The sequence below is a fragment of the Agromyces luteolus genome, assembly GCF_009729855.1.
GTDB classification, from domain to species: domain Bacteria; phylum Actinomycetota; class Actinomycetes; order Actinomycetales; family Microbacteriaceae; genus Agromyces; species Agromyces luteolus.
Genome location: NZ_WODA01000022.1, coordinates 128,833 through 145,062 on the forward strand (window position 1 = coordinate 128,833; position 16,230 = coordinate 145,062).

Annotated in this window: 17 protein-coding genes and 3 tRNA genes; 5 read left to right on the plus strand and 15 right to left on the minus strand. The window is 72.5% G+C overall.

Going from position 1 to position 16,230, the window contains the following annotated elements:
• Nucleotides 1-13: 13 nt before the first annotated feature.
• The 12 genes from GLX25_RS11295 to tilS form a co-directional block, all read right to left on the minus strand.
• Entirely contained in the window at nt 14-775 is a 762-nt protein-coding gene (locus GLX25_RS11295; RefSeq protein ID WP_155842558.1) for a Rossmann-like and DUF2520 domain-containing protein, read from the minus strand.
• Nucleotides 765-2,408, minus strand: coding sequence for a PH domain-containing protein (locus GLX25_RS11300; RefSeq protein ID WP_155842559.1), 1,644 nt, complete (start codon nt 2,406-2,408; stop codon nt 765-767). Before GLX25_RS11300 ends, GLX25_RS11295 begins: the two co-directional genes overlap by 11 nt.
• On the minus strand, nt 2,405-2,935 hold the full coding sequence (locus tag GLX25_RS11305) for a PH domain-containing protein (RefSeq protein ID WP_155842560.1): 531 nt from the start codon (nt 2,933-2,935) through the stop codon (nt 2,405-2,407). Before GLX25_RS11305 ends, GLX25_RS11300 begins: the two co-directional genes overlap by 4 nt.
• Complete coding sequence (locus tag GLX25_RS11310) at nt 2,928-3,395, minus strand: DUF3180 domain-containing protein (protein ID WP_166548738.1); 468 nt, start codon at nt 3,393-3,395, stop codon at nt 2,928-2,930. The genes GLX25_RS11305 and GLX25_RS11310 overlap by 8 nt, the downstream gene beginning before the upstream one ends.
• On the minus strand, nt 3,392-3,877 hold the full coding sequence (gene folK, locus GLX25_RS11315; RefSeq protein ID WP_166548739.1) for a 2-amino-4-hydroxy-6-hydroxymethyldihydropteridine diphosphokinase: 486 nt from the start codon (nt 3,875-3,877) through the stop codon (nt 3,392-3,394). The genes GLX25_RS11310 and folK overlap by 4 nt, the downstream gene beginning before the upstream one ends.
• Nucleotides 3,874-4,245, minus strand: a complete 372-nt coding sequence (gene folB, locus GLX25_RS11320; protein WP_271192421.1) for a dihydroneopterin aldolase — start codon at nt 4,243-4,245, stop codon at nt 3,874-3,876. Before folB ends, folK begins: the two co-directional genes overlap by 4 nt.
• Nucleotides 4,229-5,029: a dihydropteroate synthase gene (gene folP / locus GLX25_RS11325; protein ID WP_155842654.1), complete on the minus strand. Its 801-nt coding sequence runs from the start codon at nt 5,027-5,029 to the stop codon at nt 4,229-4,231. The genes folB and folP overlap by 17 nt, the downstream gene beginning before the upstream one ends.
• 43 nt (nt 5,030-5,072) lie before the next feature.
• Nucleotides 5,073-5,669 (minus strand): GTP cyclohydrolase I, encoded by a 597-nt coding sequence (gene folE / locus GLX25_RS11330; protein ID WP_155842561.1) that lies wholly within the window; start codon nt 5,667-5,669, stop codon nt 5,073-5,075.
• Between the two features lie 35 nt (nt 5,670-5,704).
• Nucleotides 5,705-7,720: an ATP-dependent zinc metalloprotease FtsH gene (ftsH, locus tag GLX25_RS11335; RefSeq protein WP_155842562.1), complete on the minus strand. Its 2,016-nt coding sequence runs from the start codon at nt 7,718-7,720 to the stop codon at nt 5,705-5,707.
• An 85-nt stretch (nt 7,721-7,805) separates the two neighbouring features.
• Nucleotides 7,806-9,488 (minus strand): MFS transporter, encoded by a 1,683-nt coding sequence (locus GLX25_RS11340; RefSeq protein WP_155842563.1) that lies wholly within the window; start codon nt 9,486-9,488, stop codon nt 7,806-7,808.
• 32 nt (nt 9,489-9,520) lie between these two features.
• The gene (gene hpt / locus GLX25_RS11345; RefSeq protein WP_155842564.1) at nt 9,521-10,072 is read right to left on the minus strand and encodes a hypoxanthine phosphoribosyltransferase; all 552 of its coding nucleotides are present in this window, start codon (nt 10,070-10,072) and stop codon (nt 9,521-9,523) included.
• A 57-nt stretch (nt 10,073-10,129) separates the two neighbouring features.
• On the minus strand, nt 10,130-11,185 hold the full coding sequence (tilS, locus tag GLX25_RS11350) for a tRNA lysidine(34) synthetase TilS (RefSeq protein WP_155842565.1): 1,056 nt from the start codon (nt 11,183-11,185) through the stop codon (nt 10,130-10,132).
• 90 nt (nt 11,186-11,275) lie between these two features.
• Here tilS and ppa point away from each other — a divergent pair, with 90 nt between their 5' ends.
• Nucleotides 11,276-11,782, plus strand: a complete 507-nt coding sequence (gene ppa / locus GLX25_RS11355) for an inorganic diphosphatase (protein WP_271192429.1) — start codon at nt 11,276-11,278, stop codon at nt 11,780-11,782.
• Nucleotides 11,783-11,916: 134 nt separating this feature from the next.
• Here ppa and GLX25_RS11360 read toward each other — a convergent pair whose 3' ends face one another.
• Nucleotides 11,917-13,257, minus strand: coding sequence for a M23 family metallopeptidase (locus tag GLX25_RS11360; RefSeq protein WP_155842567.1), 1,341 nt, complete (start codon nt 13,255-13,257; stop codon nt 11,917-11,919).
• 201 nt (nt 13,258-13,458) lie between these two features.
• On the opposite strand from GLX25_RS11360, the gene GLX25_RS11365 reads away from it, so the two are divergent.
• From GLX25_RS11365 to GLX25_RS11375, 3 genes are all read left to right on the plus strand, one after another.
• Nucleotides 13,459-13,531, plus strand: a tRNA-Glu gene (locus GLX25_RS11365).
• A 38-nt stretch (nt 13,532-13,569) separates the two neighbouring features.
• A tRNA-Asp gene (locus GLX25_RS11370) sits at nt 13,570-13,643 on the plus strand.
• A 72-nt stretch (nt 13,644-13,715) separates the two neighbouring features.
• Nucleotides 13,716-13,788 (plus strand) — tRNA-Phe (locus GLX25_RS11375).
• 46 nt (nt 13,789-13,834) lie between these two features.
• Here the strand turns inward: GLX25_RS11375 and GLX25_RS11380 are convergent.
• Together GLX25_RS11380 and GLX25_RS18400 are read right to left on the minus strand one after the other, a co-directional pair.
• Nucleotides 13,835-15,055: a tyrosine-type recombinase/integrase gene (locus GLX25_RS11380; RefSeq protein ID WP_166548741.1), complete on the minus strand. Its 1,221-nt coding sequence runs from the start codon at nt 15,053-15,055 to the stop codon at nt 13,835-13,837.
• Nucleotides 15,055-15,252, minus strand: a complete 198-nt coding sequence (locus tag GLX25_RS18400; protein WP_166548742.1) for a helix-turn-helix domain-containing protein — start codon at nt 15,250-15,252, stop codon at nt 15,055-15,057. Before GLX25_RS18400 ends, GLX25_RS11380 begins: the two co-directional genes overlap by 1 nt.
• A 123-nt stretch (nt 15,253-15,375) precedes the next feature.
• Here GLX25_RS18400 and GLX25_RS11385 point away from each other — a divergent pair, with 123 nt between their 5' ends.
• Complete coding sequence (locus GLX25_RS11385; protein ID WP_155842569.1) at nt 15,376-16,065, plus strand: hypothetical protein; 690 nt, start codon at nt 15,376-15,378, stop codon at nt 16,063-16,065.
• Nucleotides 16,066-16,230: the final 165 nt, after the last annotated feature.

The following is a 16,230-nucleotide window of genomic DNA, read 5'->3' on the forward strand; positions in this document are numbered from 1 at the left end:
TCGTCGTCGCCCGTCACGCGCCACCTCCCGACGGCCGATCGTCGTCGGCCCCGTCGATCGTAGCCGCCCCGTCGATCATCGGACCGGGATCGTGCCGGGCGAGGGCGTTCTCGACCGCGCTGCGAACGAGGGGCGCGAGCACGGCGCCGGCCCGCGGCATCCCGATGCCCTCGAGGATGCCGGTGGCCTGGTCGACGATCGCCGTCGAGAACGAGACCGCGGTGTCGATCGCCTCGGCGTACGCCGGCCGGTCGGCCTCGGCGACGACGAACGGCTCGCCGCCCATCTCGACGACGAGCGCCTGGGCGATCGGGAGGACCGGCGCGGGAGCGGTGACCGCGAACCACGTGCCGGCGAGTCGGCCGAGGTCGACGCTCGTGCCGGTGAACGACATCGCGGGGTGGACGGCGAGCGGTATCGCACCGGCCCGCATCGCGGGCTCCAGCACGCCGACGCCGTGGCCCGCCGCGGTGTGGACGACCAGCTGCCCGGGTCGCCACGCGCCCGCGGTCGCGAGGCCCTCGACGAGCGGCCCGAGCTCGTCGCCCGGAACGGCGAGCAGCACGAGCTCGCTCCGCTCGACGATCTCGGGCAGGGCGAGCACCGGCACCCCGGGCAGCATCGCGGCGGCGCGCTCCCGGCTCTCCTCGGACACCGCGGCGATGCCCGTGAGCGCGTGGCCGGCACCGCCGAGCGCCGACGCGAGCACCGCGCCGACCCGGCCCGCTCCGATCGTGCCGACCCCGAGGCGCCCGGCCCGCTGGTCAGGACGCATGCTCGGCCCCCCACCGGTCGGTCCGATCGCGGAGCGCGCGCTCGACCGCCTCGGCCGCGATGGCCCCGAACGCGGCGGTCGCGTCGGCGCGGTCGAGCGCGGGGACCTCGGGCGCGATGGGCCCGGCCACCGTGTGGATGCGCAGCGACTCGAGCCGGAGGCCGCGCCGCACCGGCCCGGCCGCGACGGCGACCGACTGCATGCGGGCCAGCGGGACGAGGGCGAGTCGGCGGAGCAGCCAGCCGCTGCGGAGCACGGCGGTGCCGCCCTGCACGGCGAGGCCGATGCGGCGCCACGAGAAGGGCCGGATCCACGCCGCGCGTCGCGGCGCCGACGTGAAGCCGGGTGCCGGGCCGGTGCCGGCGAGGCCGGCGTCGAGCAGCGGGACGAGGTCGTCGAGCGCGTCGGGCGCGAGCAGTCCGATCACGCGGCGGACGTCGTCGGCGGTGCCGACCGGCAGTACGAGCGTGCGTCGTGCGGCGTCGCCGGCCTGGGTGATCGACTGGCCGGCGACGTTGACGCGCACCGTCCACCAGCCGAACGCCCGCCATAGGAGCCACTGCGAGGCCTCGATCGCGTGCACCCGACCGGGCGGGATGGTCTGGTTCGCGGTCGAGAGCAGCCCCGACCCGATCCGGACGCCGTCGCGCGTGCCGGCGATCGAGTAGCGGAGCGACCCGGTGATCCGAGACCACAGGTAGCTGATCACGCCGATGGCGGCGGGGATGAACGTGAACAGCATCCACAGCGTGCCGGTCGTCAGCGCGATCACGATGATGACGATGATCACGACGAGCCAGATCATGGATCCGCCGAGGAGCGCCGCGGCGATCGCGCGCGGCAGCGGGAGCCGCACGACCGATTCGGGCGGTGCGAGGTCGGGATCGAGCTCGGGCGCGAGGAACTCGTCGACGCGGCGACCGACCACCGCGCCGGCGCGATCGGCCGCCGACGGCGCGCCCGGTCCGAGCTGCGCGGTGCCCGCGGCATCCGCCCCTGCCGCGACGACCGAGTCGCCGTCGCCCGTCGCGACCGGCTCCTGGCGTCGGGCGCCCGAGGCCAGGCGCAGCAGGTCGCCGCGCAGCCGATCGGCCTGCGCCGAGCCGAGGTACGACAGGTCGACGTTGCCCGACTGCCCGGCCACCGAGACGTCGAGCTTGGCCGCCCCGAAGAGCCGGGCGAACACCGGCCTGGCGATGTTGATGCCCTGGATGCGGTCGAGTCGCGCACTGCGGTGGGAGCGGAACAGGATGCCGCTGCGCACCTCGAGCGCCTCGTCGGTCACGCGGAACGTGTGCATCCGCCACGCGAACCAGAACCCCAGGATGACGAGTGCGATGACGACCGCGAACGCGAGCAGCGCCCAGCCGACGAGCCCGTTCGCGACGATCCCGGTCACGGGGTCCTCCGCCCAGTCGCCGCCGAACCCGGGCGCCTCGCCGCCGCCCGCCTCGCCGGGTGCGAAGAACAGCACGAACACCTCGACGACGCGCTCCCGCAGGTTCGCCAGCACGAAGCCGAGCACGGCGAGGAACACCAGGCCGCCCCGCAGCAGCGGGCTCGCGGGATGCAGCCGGTGCCACTCCCCGTCGGCGAGCGGGCCGATCGGTGCGCGGGGCGCGGGCTCGGTCACAGGCCCGCCCGGCGGGTCTCGGCGAGCGCGACGAGCTCGTCGCGCAGCCGCTCGGCGTCGTCGAGCGGAAGCCCGGGCAGCGTCACGGCGGTCGCCGCGGCGGCGGTCACGAACTTCAGGTCGGCGAGGCCGAGCGCACGCGAGACGGGGCCGCGCGTGATGTCGACGAGCTGCATGCGCCCGTAGGGCACCGCGACCTGGCGCTGGAACATGATGCCGCGGCGGAAGACGAGGTCGTCGGCGCGCCGCCGGTACCCGATCGATCGGACCCGGCGGGGCTCGAACGCGATCGAGACGAGCGCGATCGCGCCGACCGCGATGCCGCCCCACGTCGCCCACGGCAGCTCGAACCACCACCCGACGACGAGCAGCACGGCGACCGTGATGCCGGCGCCGATCACGGATCCGACGACCTCGACGACCACGTGCTTGGGCGAGACGCGACGCCAGTCGTCGTCGACGTGCGCGGGGGCCTCCGGGACCGGCGCCTCGGGTGCGTCGGATGCGGCGTGCTCGGGGTCAGGCATGCGCCGAACCCTCCTCTTCGGGGTCGTCGGGCGGGAGCGTGCAGAAGTGTTCGGCCACGAGTCCGCCGGTCAGCAGCAGCGCGGCTCCGATCGCGGTGGCGGCGGCCATCCAGATCGTGCCGGCCGGCGGAAGGACGCTGCGAGTGAGCAGGAAGAGCGTGATGCCGATGCCGACGCCGAGCACGAGCGCGCCCGTGACGCTGCTCGCCTTGGCGAGCACGGCGATGCGGGCCGCGCGGAACGGGTCGACCCGGCGGCTCCGTTCGCCGCGCACGGCCTGCCGGATCGGCCAGGCCACGAGCACGACGATCGCGCCGATGCCGACGAGCGTGACGGCGAGCGAGATCGGCGGCACGAGCGCGGTCGCTCCCCCCGCGACGAGCGCGAGCTCGCCGAGGTAGGCGACCGCGAGGCCGACCACCGCGAACGCGAGCAGGGTCGAGGCGTGCGTGCGCTTCACCGGCGGATCACCTCGTCGGTCGCCTCGGCGCGGAGGACGGCGATCGCCCCGCGGCCGGCGATCTCGGCATCGGGCTCGACGTCGAGCCACGGCTGCAGCACGAAGGCCCGCTCCCACGCCCTGGGATGCGGCAGTTCGAGCCGGTCGTCGGCGAGGCGGACGCCGCGGACGTCGATGAGGTCGAGGTCGAGCGTGCGGTCGCCCCACCGGGTCTCGCGCGTGCGCCCGTGCTCGTCCTCGATGCGCTTGAGCCGGTCGAGGAGCACGTGCGGCTCGAGGTCGGTGTCGACGACGATCACGCCGTTGAGGTACCGCGGGGCGTCGGGGTCGACGCCGTCGAGGCGGACGGCCGGGCTCTCGTACACCGGCGAGACCGCGACGAGAGAGACGCCCTCGGTCTCGGCGATGGCGCGCGTGGCCGACGCCACGGTCGCCTCGCGGTCGCCGAGGTTCGCGCCGTACGCGATCACGGCCCTGGTCACGCGCGGCTCCGCACGATCGTGACGGCGACGTCGTCGAAGGGCACCTCGATGGGCGCCTGCGGCTTGTGCACGGTGACGGTGGCCTCCTCGACGGCGTCGAACCCCAGGGCGACCTCGGCCACGCGCTCGGCGACCGTCTCGATGAGGTCGACCGGGTCGCGCTCGACCGCCCGGGCGACGGCGACCGCGAGGTCGCCGTAGTGCACGGTGCGGGCGAGGTCGTCGCCGGATGCCGCGGCCGCGAGGTCGACGGCGACGGAGACGTCGATCACGAACTCCTGCCCCTGTTCGCGTTCGAAGTCGAACACGCCGTGGTGTGCGCGCACGCGGATGCCGGTGACGGCGATCCGATCACGAGTGCTGGCCACGTCGTCCACTCTGCCATGCGCGGGCGACGTCGAGCGCGACGCGCGTTCCCGCGACGTCGTGCACGCGGACGCCCCACGCCCCGGCCTGCGCGGCGAGCACGCTCACGACCGCCGTCGGCAGGTCGCGGTCGCCGACCGGCGCCCCCTCGGGCAGCAGCGCCCCGAGGAACCGCTTGCGCGAGGCGCCCACGAGGATCGGGAGTCCGAGCTCCGCGAGCACGTCGAGGTTGGCCAGCAGCTCCCAGTTCTGCTCGCCGCGCTTGGAGAACCCGAGCCCCGGGTCGAGGATGAGCCGCTCCGTCGGGACGCCCGCCGCGACGAGCTCCTCGACCCGCCGCGCGAGCTCGTCGCGCACGTCGCGCGAGACGTCGACGTACTCGGCGAGGTCGTCCATCCGGTCGGAGTGGCCGCGCCAGTGCATCGCGACGTAGGTCGCGCCGGAGTCGGCGGCGATCCGCGCCATGGCCTCGTCGGCGAGCCCGGCGGAGACGTCGTTGATGATCTCGGCGCCGGCCTCGACCGCCGCCCGCGCCGTCGAGGCGCGCATCGTGTCGACGCTCACGCGGAGCCCGCGGCCGGCGAGCTCGCGGATGACCGGGACGACCCGGCGCAGCTCCTCGTCGGGATCGACGCGAGCGGCGCCGGGCCGAGTCGACTCGCCGCCGACGTCGAGCACGTCCGCGCCGTCGGCGACCAGCTCGAGCGCGTGCTCGATCGCGGCATCCGCATCGAACCATCGCCCGCCGTCGCTGAAGGAGTCGGGGGTGACGTTGACCACGCCCATGATGAGCGGCGCTGCGGCCGCCGTCGGCACGGCGGGCGTCGGCTCAGGCACCGCGCCCCGATCCGATCAGCGCGATGATCTCGGCCCGCGCCGCGGGCTCGGCGAGCGCGCCGCGACTGGCGACCGTGACCGTCGAGCTGCGCTCCTGCCGCGCGCCCCGAGCCGTGACGCACCCGTGGACGGCGTCGATGACCACGAGCACGCCGCGCGGGTCGAGCCCGGCGACCAGCGCGTCGGCGACCTCCTCGGCGATGCGCTCCTGCAGCTGCGGGCGGCTCGCGATCGTGTCGATCACGGCGGGGATGCGGCCGAGGCCGACAAGGCGGTCGCCCGGCAGGTAGGCGACGTGCGCGGTCCCGATGAAGGGCAGGAGGTGGTGCTCGCACACCGAGCGGAAGGCGAGGTCGCGCAGCACCACGGCGTCGGAGGTCGCCGGGACGCCCGCGGCCGTGTCGCCGGAGGCGACGGTGTCGGCGAGGTGCACGAGCGGGTCGGCGCCGACGCCGCTGAAGTAGTCGGCGTAGGCCTCGGCGACGCGCTGCGGCGTGCGCTCGAGCCCCGGGCGATCCGGGTCCTCGCCGATGGCGAGGAGCAGCTCGCGCACGGCGCGCTCGATGCGGTCGGCGTCGACCCCCGTCATGGCACCCTCCTCTGCGCGCTCCTCCGTGCCGCGGCTCACGCCGTGGCGGGGCGCGGCTTCGTGCTCGGCGTGCGGGACGCCTTCGCCTCCTCGACGGGCGTGCCGGAGTCGACGCCGCCGTCGACGGCGCCCTGGTCGATCGGCGCCTTGCGGCTCGGGAACGGGATCGGCGGGCGGTCGGAGACCGGTCGCCGGTCGCTCGAGAGCCAGAGCGGGCGCTCGGGCAGCTTCCTGACGTCCTTGAAGATCTCCGCGATCTGGTGGTGGTCGAGCGTCTCGTGCTCGAGCAGCTCGGCGGCCAGCGTGTCGAGGATGTCGCGGTTGTCGTTCAGCACCTGCCACGCCTCGTCGTGCGCCTGCTCGATGAGCGTGCGCACCTCGATGTCGACCTTCTCGGCGATCTCCTCCGAGTAGTCGCGCTGGTGGCCCATGTCGCGGCCGAGGAACACCTCGCCCTGCGACTGGCCCAGCTTCACGGCGCCGACGTTCGCCGACATGCCGTACTCGGTGACCATCTTGCGGGCCGTGGCGGTGGCCTTCTCGATGTCGTTGGAGGCGCCGGTCGAGGGGTCGTGGAACACGATCTCCTCCGCGACGCGGCCGCCCATCGCGTAGGTGAGCTGGTCGAGCAGCTCGTTGCGCGTGACGGAGTACTTGTCCTCCAGCGGCAGCACCATCGTGTAGCCGAGCGCGCGACCGCGCGGCAGGATCGTGATCTTCGTCACGGGGTCGGTGTGGTTCATCGCCGCCGCCGCGAGCGCGTGGCCGCCCTCGTGGTACGCGGTGATGAGCTTCTCCTTGTCCTTCATCACCCGGGTGCGGCGCTGCGGGCCCGCGATGACGCGGTCGACGGCCTCGTCGAGCGCGCGGTTGTCGATGAGCTGCGCGTTCGAGCGGGCGGTCAGCAGCGCCGCCTCGTTGAGCACGTTGGCCAGGTCGGCGCCCGTGAAGCCCGGCGTCTTGCGCGCGAGCACCTCGAGGTCGACGCCGTTCGCGAGCGGCTTGCCCTTCGAGTGCACCTCGAGGATCTTCTGGCGGCCCTTGAGGTCGGGCGCGTCGACGCCGATCTGGCGGTCGAAGCGGCCGGGGCGGAGCAGTGCGGGGTCGAGGATGTCGGGACGGTTGGTCGCCGCGATGAGGATCACGTTGGTCTTCGGGTCGAAGCCGTCCATCTCGACGAGCAGCTGGTTGAGCGTCTGCTCGCGCTCGTCGTGCCCGCCGCCGAGGCCGGCGCCGCGGTGGCGGCCGACCGCGTCGATCTCGTCGACGAAGATGATGGCGGGTGCGTTCTGCTTGGCCTGGTCGAACAGGTCGCGCACGCGGCTCGCGCCGACGCCGACGAACATCTCGACGAAGTCCGAACCCGAGATCGAGTAGAAGGGCACGCCCGCCTCACCCGCGACCGCGCGGGCGAGGAGCGTCTTGCCGGTTCCGGGAGGGCCGTAGAGCAGCACGCCCTTCGGGATCCGCGCGCCGACGGCCTGGAACTTGGCCGGCTCCTTCAGGAACTCCTTGATCTCGTGGAGCTCCTCGATCGCCTCCTCGGCGCCCGCGACGTCCTCGAAGGTGACCTTCGGGCTCTCCTTCGAGACGAGCTTCGCCTTCGACTTGCCGAACTGCATGACGCGGTTCCCGCCGCCCTGCATGCCCGAGAGGATGATCCAGAAGAAGAGGCCGATGAGCACGAGCGGCAGCAGGATGCCGAGCATCGAGAGGAACCAGTTCGGCTGCGGGACCTCGTCGTCGAAGCCGTCGGCCGGGTTCGCCGCGTCGACCGCGGCGATCACGTCGTCGCCGCGCGGCGTGACGTAGTAGAACTGCACCTGCGTGCCGAGGTCCTCCTCGGCCTCGGCGAGCGTGAGGTCGACGCGGTTCTCGACGTCGACGATCTTCACCGCCGAGACCTTGCCGTCGTTCAGGAGCTCGAGCCCCTGCTGCGTCGAGACCTCGCGGAAACCCGACTGGGTGATCAGGGTCGACCCGATCCACACCGCGATGATGGCCAGCACGATGTAGAGGATCGGCCCGCGCAGGAGCTTCTTCATGTTCATGGTGCTAGCAGGCTACCCCGGCGGCGCTGGACACCCGCTGCCTGTTCGCTGAAAGCGGTCAGCGCCCCGCGCCAGGGTCCGCGGCTCAATCGGACTCCTCGTCCGGCTCCCCCGGCTCGTACTGCGCCATGATCCCGTCGACGGTCGCCGTGGCCTGGACCGCGCTCGGCGTGTACCCGAGCACGACGGGGAGGAAGCGGTCGGAGGTCAGGGCCTGGAGCCGGAGGTCGGACCTCGCCACGACGGTCGCCATCCGGCCGGTCGGCCGGAGGAGCGCGATCTCCCCGAAGCCCTCCCCCTCGCCGAGCTCGGCGACGACGCGCCCGTCGCGGACCACGTCGACCTCGCCGGACTCGATGACGTAGTACCGGTCGCCGACGTCGCCCTGCGCGAAGACCTTCGCGCCGGACGGCACGGCGACGGGTTCGAGCCCGCGCGCGAGCTGCTCGATCGAGGGCAGCGGCAGCATGCACAGCATCTCGACGCGGCGCAGCACCCCGATCTCGCGGTCGAGGGCGGCCACGGCGCGGTCGAGTCCCCGCAGCCGCCACCACGAGGCCGCCGCGAGCACCGGGCAGAGGAGGCCGATCGCGACGAGCGCGGGCTGGATGCCGAACCATCCGATGAGCGTCGACGCGACGACGCCCCCGATGCCGACGAAGATCGCGACCGTGCTCTCGAGTACGCCGAAGACGCGCGCGAGCACTTCGTCGGGCGCGATCCGGCCGATGAGCGTGAACCCGGTGATGTCGATGAGGGCGTTGCCGACGCCCACGAACGACAGCAGCACGAGGGCCACGGCCTGCTCGGGGAACACGCCGACGAGCGCGATCGGGAGCCCCCAGAGGGCCACGCCGACGGCGAACCAGGCCCCGAGCCGACCCGTGCCGATGAGCAGCGAGGCCCCCAGCGAGCCGAGCACCGCCCCGACCCCGACGGAGGTCATGAGGGCGCCGACACCGGGCTCGCCGGTTCCGATGAGCTCGATCGCCACCACCACCGAGAGCACGGTCAGGGCGCCACGGGTGAGCGACTGCGCCGCCGCGAGGCCGAGGATCAGCACGAGGTCCCGGTCGCGCCCGACCGCGCGCAGCCCCTCGACGGCCTCCCGGCCGATGTTCGGCCGCTCGGGCGCCGACGGGCGCGGCGGGGCGTCGTACTGCAGCCCGACGAGCAGCGCGGCGGCCGCGAACGAGGCCGCGGCCGCGACGGCGAAGACGACGTCGACCCCGGTGAACTGGAGCAGCACCGCGGCGAGCAGCGGGCCCGCGACGGTCGCCGCCGAGTCGAGCAGCCCGCGCACCATGTTGGCGCTGGCGAGCTCGTACCCCGTGCGGCAGAGCGACGGCAGCAGGGCGGAGTGGGCCGGACGGTAGAGCGTCGCGGCGATCGTCGACACCACCGCGAGCGCGTAGACGACCGCCGCGGGACCGGCGACCGCCACGACGACGCCCGCGCCCGCCGTCGCCGCGCCGCGCACGACCGACACGAGGATGAGGACCCGCTCGCGGCGACCGCGATCGGCGATCGGCGAGAGCAACGGTGCGAGCAGCGCCGACGGCAGCATGCGCAGCAGCCCGACGAGCCCGACGGCCGCCGCCCCGCCGTCGCGGTACGCGACGATCCCGAGCGCGACCGTGAACGCCCACTCCGCGGTCCACGCGCCGAGGAAGCTGAGCTGCGCACGGCGCAGGTCGGTGTTCCGCCAGTTGCTCGCGAAAGCGGCGCCCGCGTCCCGCAACCTGTTCCGGCGTCCGAGCTCAGCCATGGCGACGTCCGGTCCGCGGGCCGGTCAGGACCTCAGCTGTAGACGTGCGGGGCGAGGATCGCGACATCCCGCAGGTTGCGGTACCGCTCGGCGTAGTCGAGCCCGTAGCCGACGACGAACTGGTTCGGGATGTCGAAGCCGAGGTACTTCACGTCGATCTCGACCTTCGCGGCATCCGGCTTGCGCAGGAGGGCGCAGATCTCGATCGAGGCGGCGCCGCGCGAGGCGAGGTTGCCGAGCAGCCAGCTGAGGGTGAGGCCGGAGTCGATGATGTCCTCGACGATGAGCACGTCGCGGCCCGACAGGTCGGAGTCGAGGTCCTTCAGGATCTTCACGACACCGGATGACGCGGTGCCCATGCCGTACGACGACACGGCCATCCAGTCCATCGTCACGTGCGGCCGCAGCTCGCGCGCGAGGTCGGCCATCACCATGACCGCGCCCTTGAGCACGCCGACGAGCAGCAGGTCGCGCCCCTCGTAGTCGGCCTCGATGCGCCGGGCGAGCTCGGCGAGCTTGTCGCGGATCTGCTGCTCGGTCACGAGCACTTCGGTCAGGTCGGCCTCGATCTCGCGCGAATCCATCCCGAGCTCCTCCTGCGTGCGTCTGGGCGAACGGATGCCACGAGCCTACGCCGCGGCTCAGTGGTCGTGCGGCAGCACCTCGGTCGAGCCCGTCGTGGAGAGCACGACGTGCCCGCCGGCGCGGGTGGCGCGGATGCCGCGGGGCAGGTCGATCGGCCCCTGCCCGTGCCAGTCGGTGACGAGCCGGGCGACCTCGAGCGTCTGCGCGCGCGTGAGCGACACCCCGAACTCGCTGTCGACGACGTGCCGGATGATCCGCTGCCGGAGCGCCGCCGGATTCGCGGCGAGCGCGGCCGCCGAGATCGCGATGCCGGCCTCGGCGGGCTCGCAGATCTCCTCGATGAACTCGTCGATCTGGTCGGCGAACGCCTGCTCGTCCTCGCGGAGCTGCTCGGCGGTGCGCGCGAGCGCCTCGGCGACGCCCGGTCCGAGCTCGGCCTCGAGCACGGGCAGCACCCGCTCGCGCACGCGCACGCGTGCGAAGGCGGGGTCGACGTTGTGCGGGTCGTCCCACGGCTCGAGGCCCGCGTCGAGGCACGCCTGCCGCGTCGTCGCGCGCCGGATGCCGAGGAGGGGCCGCGCGTAGCGCCCCGAGCGGGCGGCCATGCCGCCGAGGCTCGCCGAACCCGACCCGCGCGCGAGCCCGAGCAGCACCGTCTCGGCCTGGTCGTCGAGCGTGTGGCCGAGGAGCACGACGTCGGCCCCGGTCGCTCGTGCGGCGGCGTCGAGCGCGGCGTACCGGGCGGCGCGTGCGGCGCCTTCGGGGCCGGCGCCACCTGGTGCGGCACCTGCGTCGACCCGCTCGACGAGCACCGGGTCGAGCCCGAGGTCGCGGGCGACGGATGCCGCGGCATCCGCCTGCTCGGACGACCCCGCCTGCAGCCCGTGGTCGACGATCACCGCGCCGGCGCGCCATCCGCCCCTCGGCGCCTCGAACGCCGCGGCCGCGGCGAGCGCGAGCGAGTCGGGACCGCCCGAGAGCGCGACGAGGAGCAGCGGTGGTCGAGTCGCCGCCCGCGGCGTATCGAGACCGCGCGACCCGAGCACCCCGCGTACCGCGCGTCGCACGTCGGCGATCGGCGGCGTCAGGCGGGGACGGCGCTCTGGGGGCATCACGTAACCTTATTCCGTCGAAAGCGGCGCCCATCGGGCGCGCGTCGACGCCGGTGCCGTCACGGCCCGCGAGACCTTCGAGACTCCACCATCCGAAACGAGGAGAACCACATGGGCGAGTACGCCGCCGTCATCGAGATCCCCAAGGGGAGCCGCAACAAGTACGAGGTCGACCACGAGACCGGCCGGGTCTTCCTCGACCGCGTGCTCTACACGAACTTCGTGTACCCGACCGACTACGGCTTCTTCGAGGACACGCTCGGCGACGACGGCGACCCGCTCGACGTGCTCGTGCTCACCCAGTACCCGCTCTTCCCGGGCGTGGGCGTGAAGGTCCGCCCCGTGGGCGTCTTCAACATGGTCGACGACGGCGGCGGCGACGCCAAGGTCATCGCGGTGCCCGCGGGCGACCCGCGCTGGGACTACATCCAGGACGTCGACGACGTGCCCGAGTACACCCGCAAGGAGATCGAGCACTTCTTCGAGCACTACAAGGACCTCGAGCCCGGCAAGTGGGTCAAGACCGAGGGCTGGGCGAACGCCGCCGAGGCCGAGGCGCTCATCGCGAAGGCGATCGAGGCGTACCCGGGTCACTGAGCCTGCCGGGCCGCTGAGCCCGCCGGGTCACTGGGCCCGGGCGGATGCCGCGGCATCCGCTGCACGCATCGAGGGGGCGAGCCTGACGGCTCGCCCCCTCGTCGCGTCTCCGCCCTCGGGCCCGGCGGCTCGGGTCAGCCGAGGTAGATGCCGCGCGCGGCCATGAACGGGACCGGGTCGATGCGGCTCCAGCCGCTGTAGACCTCGAAGTGCAGGTGGCACCCCGTCGACGCGCCCGTCGTGCCGCTCGAGGCGATCACCTGGCCGGAGCTCACCCTCGCCCCGTAGCCGACGAACAGCCCGCCGGGGCGGATGTGGGCGTACCCGGTCGAGATGCCGCCGCCGTGGTCGATCTTGATGAAGTTGCCGTAGCTGCCCGACCAGCCGGCGTAGACGACGGTGCCGGAGTTCGCCGCGTAGATCGGGGCCGAGCACCCGGTCGCGAGGTCGGTGGCGTAGTGGAACGAGTTCGAGCAGTACCCGCCGCTGCAGATCACCTGGCGCGGGCCGTAGCTGCCCGAGATCCAGCCGTAGGCGGGCTTCGACCACCCGGAAGACACCGTCTGGCCGCCTCCTCCGCCGCCGCCACCGCCGCCACCGCCGCCGGCTGCTGCTGCGGCTGCGGCCGCCGCCGCTGCGGCCGCCGCTGCCGCCGCTGCCGCGGCACGTCGCCGGCGCTCCTCCTCTTCCTTCCGCTTCCGCTCGCCCTCCTGGTAGGCGGCCGCGGTCTTCGCCTCCTTGTCCCTGAGGAACTTGAGCTGCTGGTCGAGCTCGATCTTCTTCTCCTCGGACTCGGCGAGCGCCTCCTCGGCGGCCGCCTGCGCGGCCTGCGCCGCGGCGAGCGCCTGCTCCGCGGCGACGCGCAGCTTCTCGCGCTCGGCGCGCGCCACCTCGGCCTGGTCGGCGAGCGACTGGGCCGTGTTGCCGGCCTCCTTCGCCTGCTCGTAGATGTCGGCGGTGCGCTCGACGAGCTTCTCCATCGACCCGAGCTTCGCGAGCAGCTCGTCGGTTCGGGTCGCGTCGCCCGCGTCGAACATCAGGTTCACGCCGAGGTCGGACCCGCCGGTCCGGTAGAGCTGGGCCGCGAGCTGCCCGGCGTTCTTCTCGGCCTCCTCGGCCTCGGCCTTCGCCTCGTCGGCCTGGGCCTGGATCTCGTCGGCGCGCCGCACGGCGTCGTCGTACTCCTGCTGCGCCACGATCAGCTCGTCGGTGCGGCGCTGCGCCTCGGCGCGCGCCGCTTCGACGTTCGCCTCGAGCTCGGCGATGAGGCCGATGATCTCGTCGACGGCCTGGGCCGCGGCCTTCGTGTTCGCCTTCGCCTTCTGCACTTCCTCCCACGTGGGGTAGTCGGCGGCGGTCGCGGCGATCGGGTTCGCGACGACCCCGGCAGTCGCCGCGAGCGCGATCACGAGGGAGCCCGCGAGCGCGCGCATGCGCGACCCCCACGGGGCTCGGCGTCCTGCGATCCGCGACATGGCTCCCCATCCGCGCGGGCCGTGCGGACCGCGCTCGCGTACCCGCCATGCGGGCAGTGGCCTTGTCACACTAGGTTCGGATCGACCGCGGATCGGGCATTTCCGCCGCGCGTGGCGCGTCTTGCCCGCGCCGTTTTGGATTCTGGGCGAGGTATGCGTATGCTTTCTTCTCGGCGGTCGAGCCCCCGGGCGAGACCTTCCGGCCCCATCGTTTAGCGGCCTAGGACACCGCCCTTTCACGGCGGCAGCACGGGTTCGAATCCCGTTGGGGTCACCCAGCGATGGGTTTACAATTGAACAGCTTCTTTACGAGGCCCTGTGGCGCAGTTGGTTAGCGTGCCGCCCTGTCACGGCGGAGGTCGCGGGTTCAAGTCCCGTCAGGGTCGCTCAGGCGACAAGCCCTTTCCCTTTCGAGAGAAGGGGCTTTCTCCTTATCATCGAGGTGTTCCACACCCCGAGGCTCTGTAGCTCAGTTGGTAGAGCGTTCGACTGAAAATCGAAAGGTCACCGGATCGATGCCGGTCGGAGCCACAACGAAAACCCCCGGTTTACCGGGGGTTTTCTCGTTGGCGGGATCCTACCGTGAGGGTCTTCGCTGAGCTTGGGCCATTCTTGGGCCATTAACTCTCGCCGGCTTCTTCCTCTGGGCCATTTCGGCAACCTCGCCATCGGCTGCGCCGAGCATCTGGTCGAGCGCCGCGCCGGCACGGAGTGCGACCCCCTCGCGCGCCCGGGAGTATCGCTCGGTGACCTGCAAGCTCGAGTGGCCGAGGGTCGCCTGCACGTCGGGTGCGCTCGCGCCCGCGTCGAAGAGGATCGTCGCGAACGTGTGGCGGAGGTCGTGCACGCGCAGGTCGGGCCGGCCGATCGCCTTGCGCAGTTCCTCCCAGTCGACGCCGCGGCGTGCGTTGTGGTTCGTGAGTCGTCCGCCGTCTGGTCCGGAGAACAGCAGGTCGCTTGGCTGCTTACCGCGTGCGGCTTGCTCGGCGTACGGGCGAAGCGCGTCGATGAGCGGAACCTCACGGGACTTGTGGCTCTTCGGCGACTGCTCGATCAGCTCGCCCCGCTGACCAGGACTCAGCGAGCGGCTGACACGAATGATGCCGCGCTCGAAGTCGACGTCACCGACACGAAGCGCGGTCGCTTCACCGGCCCGCATCCCCGTGTAGACGAGCGCGGCGACGTAGCTGCGGTAGGCACCCTCGGGCACGAGCTCGAGCAGCGTGCGCACCTGGTCGAGCGTGAGCGCCCGCGAGATCGGCGAGACGGATTCGCGCATGCTCGGCCGCTTGACCTCTCGCGCCGGGTTGTAGTCGATGAACCGGGAGCGGCGCGCGCCATCGAGCAGCCGTGAGAGGACTGCGAGCGCGTCGTTCTTCGCGGATGCCCCGCCCGACCACGCGACCATCGCCGACTCGATCATCGGTGAGGTGATGTCCTCGAGCCGATGCCGGCCCAGGCTCGGCTTCACCCGCAGACGCCAGGCGACGCCGTAGCCTCGCGCGGTGGCGGGTCGGACGGACGACTCGATCGCCGGCCAGTACTTCTCGTGCCACTGCTCGAGCGTCATCGATCCGTTCGGGTTGCGGCCGGCGACCATCTTCGCGAGCTCGCGCTTGGCCTCGGCGAGGGTGAGGAACATGCGGGTGCGCTCGGCCGCTCCCCCATCGACGCTCGGGCCGACGACGCGGATCTGGTACCGCTGCCGATCGGCGCGCCAGCGGATGCCCTCGGGCAGCGGCCGCCCCGTGCGCGGATCGATGCGCGTCGGGGAGTCGCGGCCCGGCCGTCCGGCCATCAGGTCTCTGTGCCGCCCCGGGCGAGCAGTTCGTCGATGGTGTCGGCGCTCCAGAGCAGGTGCTTGCCCATGTGGGCGTCGGGCTCGGGGATGAGGCCGTCGCGTCTGAGCTTGTCGAAGCTCGAGACCGGGATGCGACACCGCTCGGCCGCCTCGGCGCGGTTCAGGTACTCGACCCTCACGGCGATGCCGACCATGACGAACCCCTTCCGACCAGCCGCTCGCGGGTTGCATCGCTACGCGGCTATTTGCAGGTACCTGAGATTACCATTACGGTGCATGTTTCGGCAACTACCTGAGATCGTGGCTAGACTCGGGGCATGGCGAAGCCCGTTCCCCGACCCGGTGACCAGTCCTTCGACGGCTTGCTGGTCCCGGAGGACCTTCCCGAGGGCTGGTACCTACCGAACCGGTTCCCCGGCGAGCGCGACGACGACGCGAGCGCGCAGATCGACGTGGTGCTCGGGTACGACGACCAGGGCGCGCCGGCCGACTCCGACCAGAACGAAACCACCGACGGCCGCTGGCGCTACCTCGAGCACGAGGCCACGCACACCCGCGTGATGATTCGCCTGCAACGGCAGCTCTTCGCCGTGCCCGAAGAGGTCCGCATCACCGGCGTGATCTACCTCCCCTGGCGCCCGGGCGAACCCATCACAAGCCAGCTCCTCCGCGAGCTGCCTACGGCTCGCATCGAGGCCGCGATCAACAAGCGCCTGTTCGCGATGAAGCGAACTGAGACGATCGCGGGAGGCAAGATCGTCCTACCGTCAGGCCGCAAGGTCAGCGAGCGCGACCTCCTCAAGCCACTCGGCGACCCGAAGAAGGTGCCCGACTTCTACGAGCTCGTCGCGCTGCAGCATGGCCGCCTGACGCAGCAGGGCGATTCGAACCCGAGCGCGACGATGGCCCAACTCAGCAGCGTCGCACTATCGACCGCACAAGGCTGGATCACGAAGGCCCGCGAACGCGGCCTGCTGCCGCCTGGAAGGCGTGGCCGCGCGGGTTGAGTACACAGAGGCGTGTCAGACCATGGCTCGTACGGCGTGGCGGAAAGAGCACGCCACGCGCGGACTCAAGACATCTGATGCTGTCCGAACCACGATTCGGGTGAACCGGGAAGCCCGGGTGAGCGATACGATCCCTGGCCACGGGAACGTCTGGTCCGAGTGACC

What these genes read in the sequence shown, in the direction of transcription:
- ftsH (WP_155842562.1), bottom strand. Translation starts at nt 7,720, where the DNA reads ATGAACATGAAGAAGCTCCTGCGCGGGCCGATCCTCTACATCGTGCTG.
- GLX25_RS18400 (WP_166548742.1), bottom strand. Translation starts at nt 15,252, where the DNA reads ATGGTCGGCATCGCCGTGAGGGTCGAGTACCTGAACCGCGCCGAGGCG.
- hpt (WP_155842564.1), bottom strand. Translation starts at nt 10,072, where the DNA reads ATGGATTCGCGCGAGATCGAGGCCGACCTGACCGAAGTGCTCGTGACC.
- GLX25_RS11305 (WP_155842560.1), bottom strand. Translation starts at nt 2,935, where the DNA reads ATGCCTGACCCCGAGCACGCCGCATCCGACGCACCCGAGGCGCCGGTC.
- tilS (WP_155842565.1), bottom strand. Translation starts at nt 11,185, where the DNA reads ATGCCCCCAGAGCGCCGTCCCCGCCTGACGCCGCCGATCGCCGACGTG.
- GLX25_RS11360 (WP_155842567.1), bottom strand. Translation starts at nt 13,257, where the DNA reads ATGTCGCGGATCGCAGGACGCCGAGCCCCGTGGGGGTCGCGCATGCGC.
- GLX25_RS11340 (WP_155842563.1), bottom strand. Translation starts at nt 9,488, where the DNA reads ATGGCTGAGCTCGGACGCCGGAACAGGTTGCGGGACGCGGGCGCCGCT.
- GLX25_RS11385 (WP_155842569.1), top strand. Translation starts at nt 15,376, where the DNA reads ATGGCGAAGCCCGTTCCCCGACCCGGTGACCAGTCCTTCGACGGCTTG.
- folE (WP_155842561.1), bottom strand. Translation starts at nt 5,669, where the DNA reads ATGACGGGGGTCGACGCCGACCGCATCGAGCGCGCCGTGCGCGAGCTG.
- GLX25_RS11295 (WP_155842558.1), bottom strand. Translation starts at nt 775, where the DNA reads ATGCGTCCTGACCAGCGGGCCGGGCGCCTCGGGGTCGGCACGATCGGA.
- GLX25_RS11380 (WP_166548741.1), bottom strand. Translation starts at nt 15,055, where the DNA reads ATGGCCGGACGGCCGGGCCGCGACTCCCCGACGCGCATCGATCCGCGC.
- folP (WP_155842654.1), bottom strand. Translation starts at nt 5,029, where the DNA reads ATGGGCGTGGTCAACGTCACCCCCGACTCCTTCAGCGACGGCGGGCGA.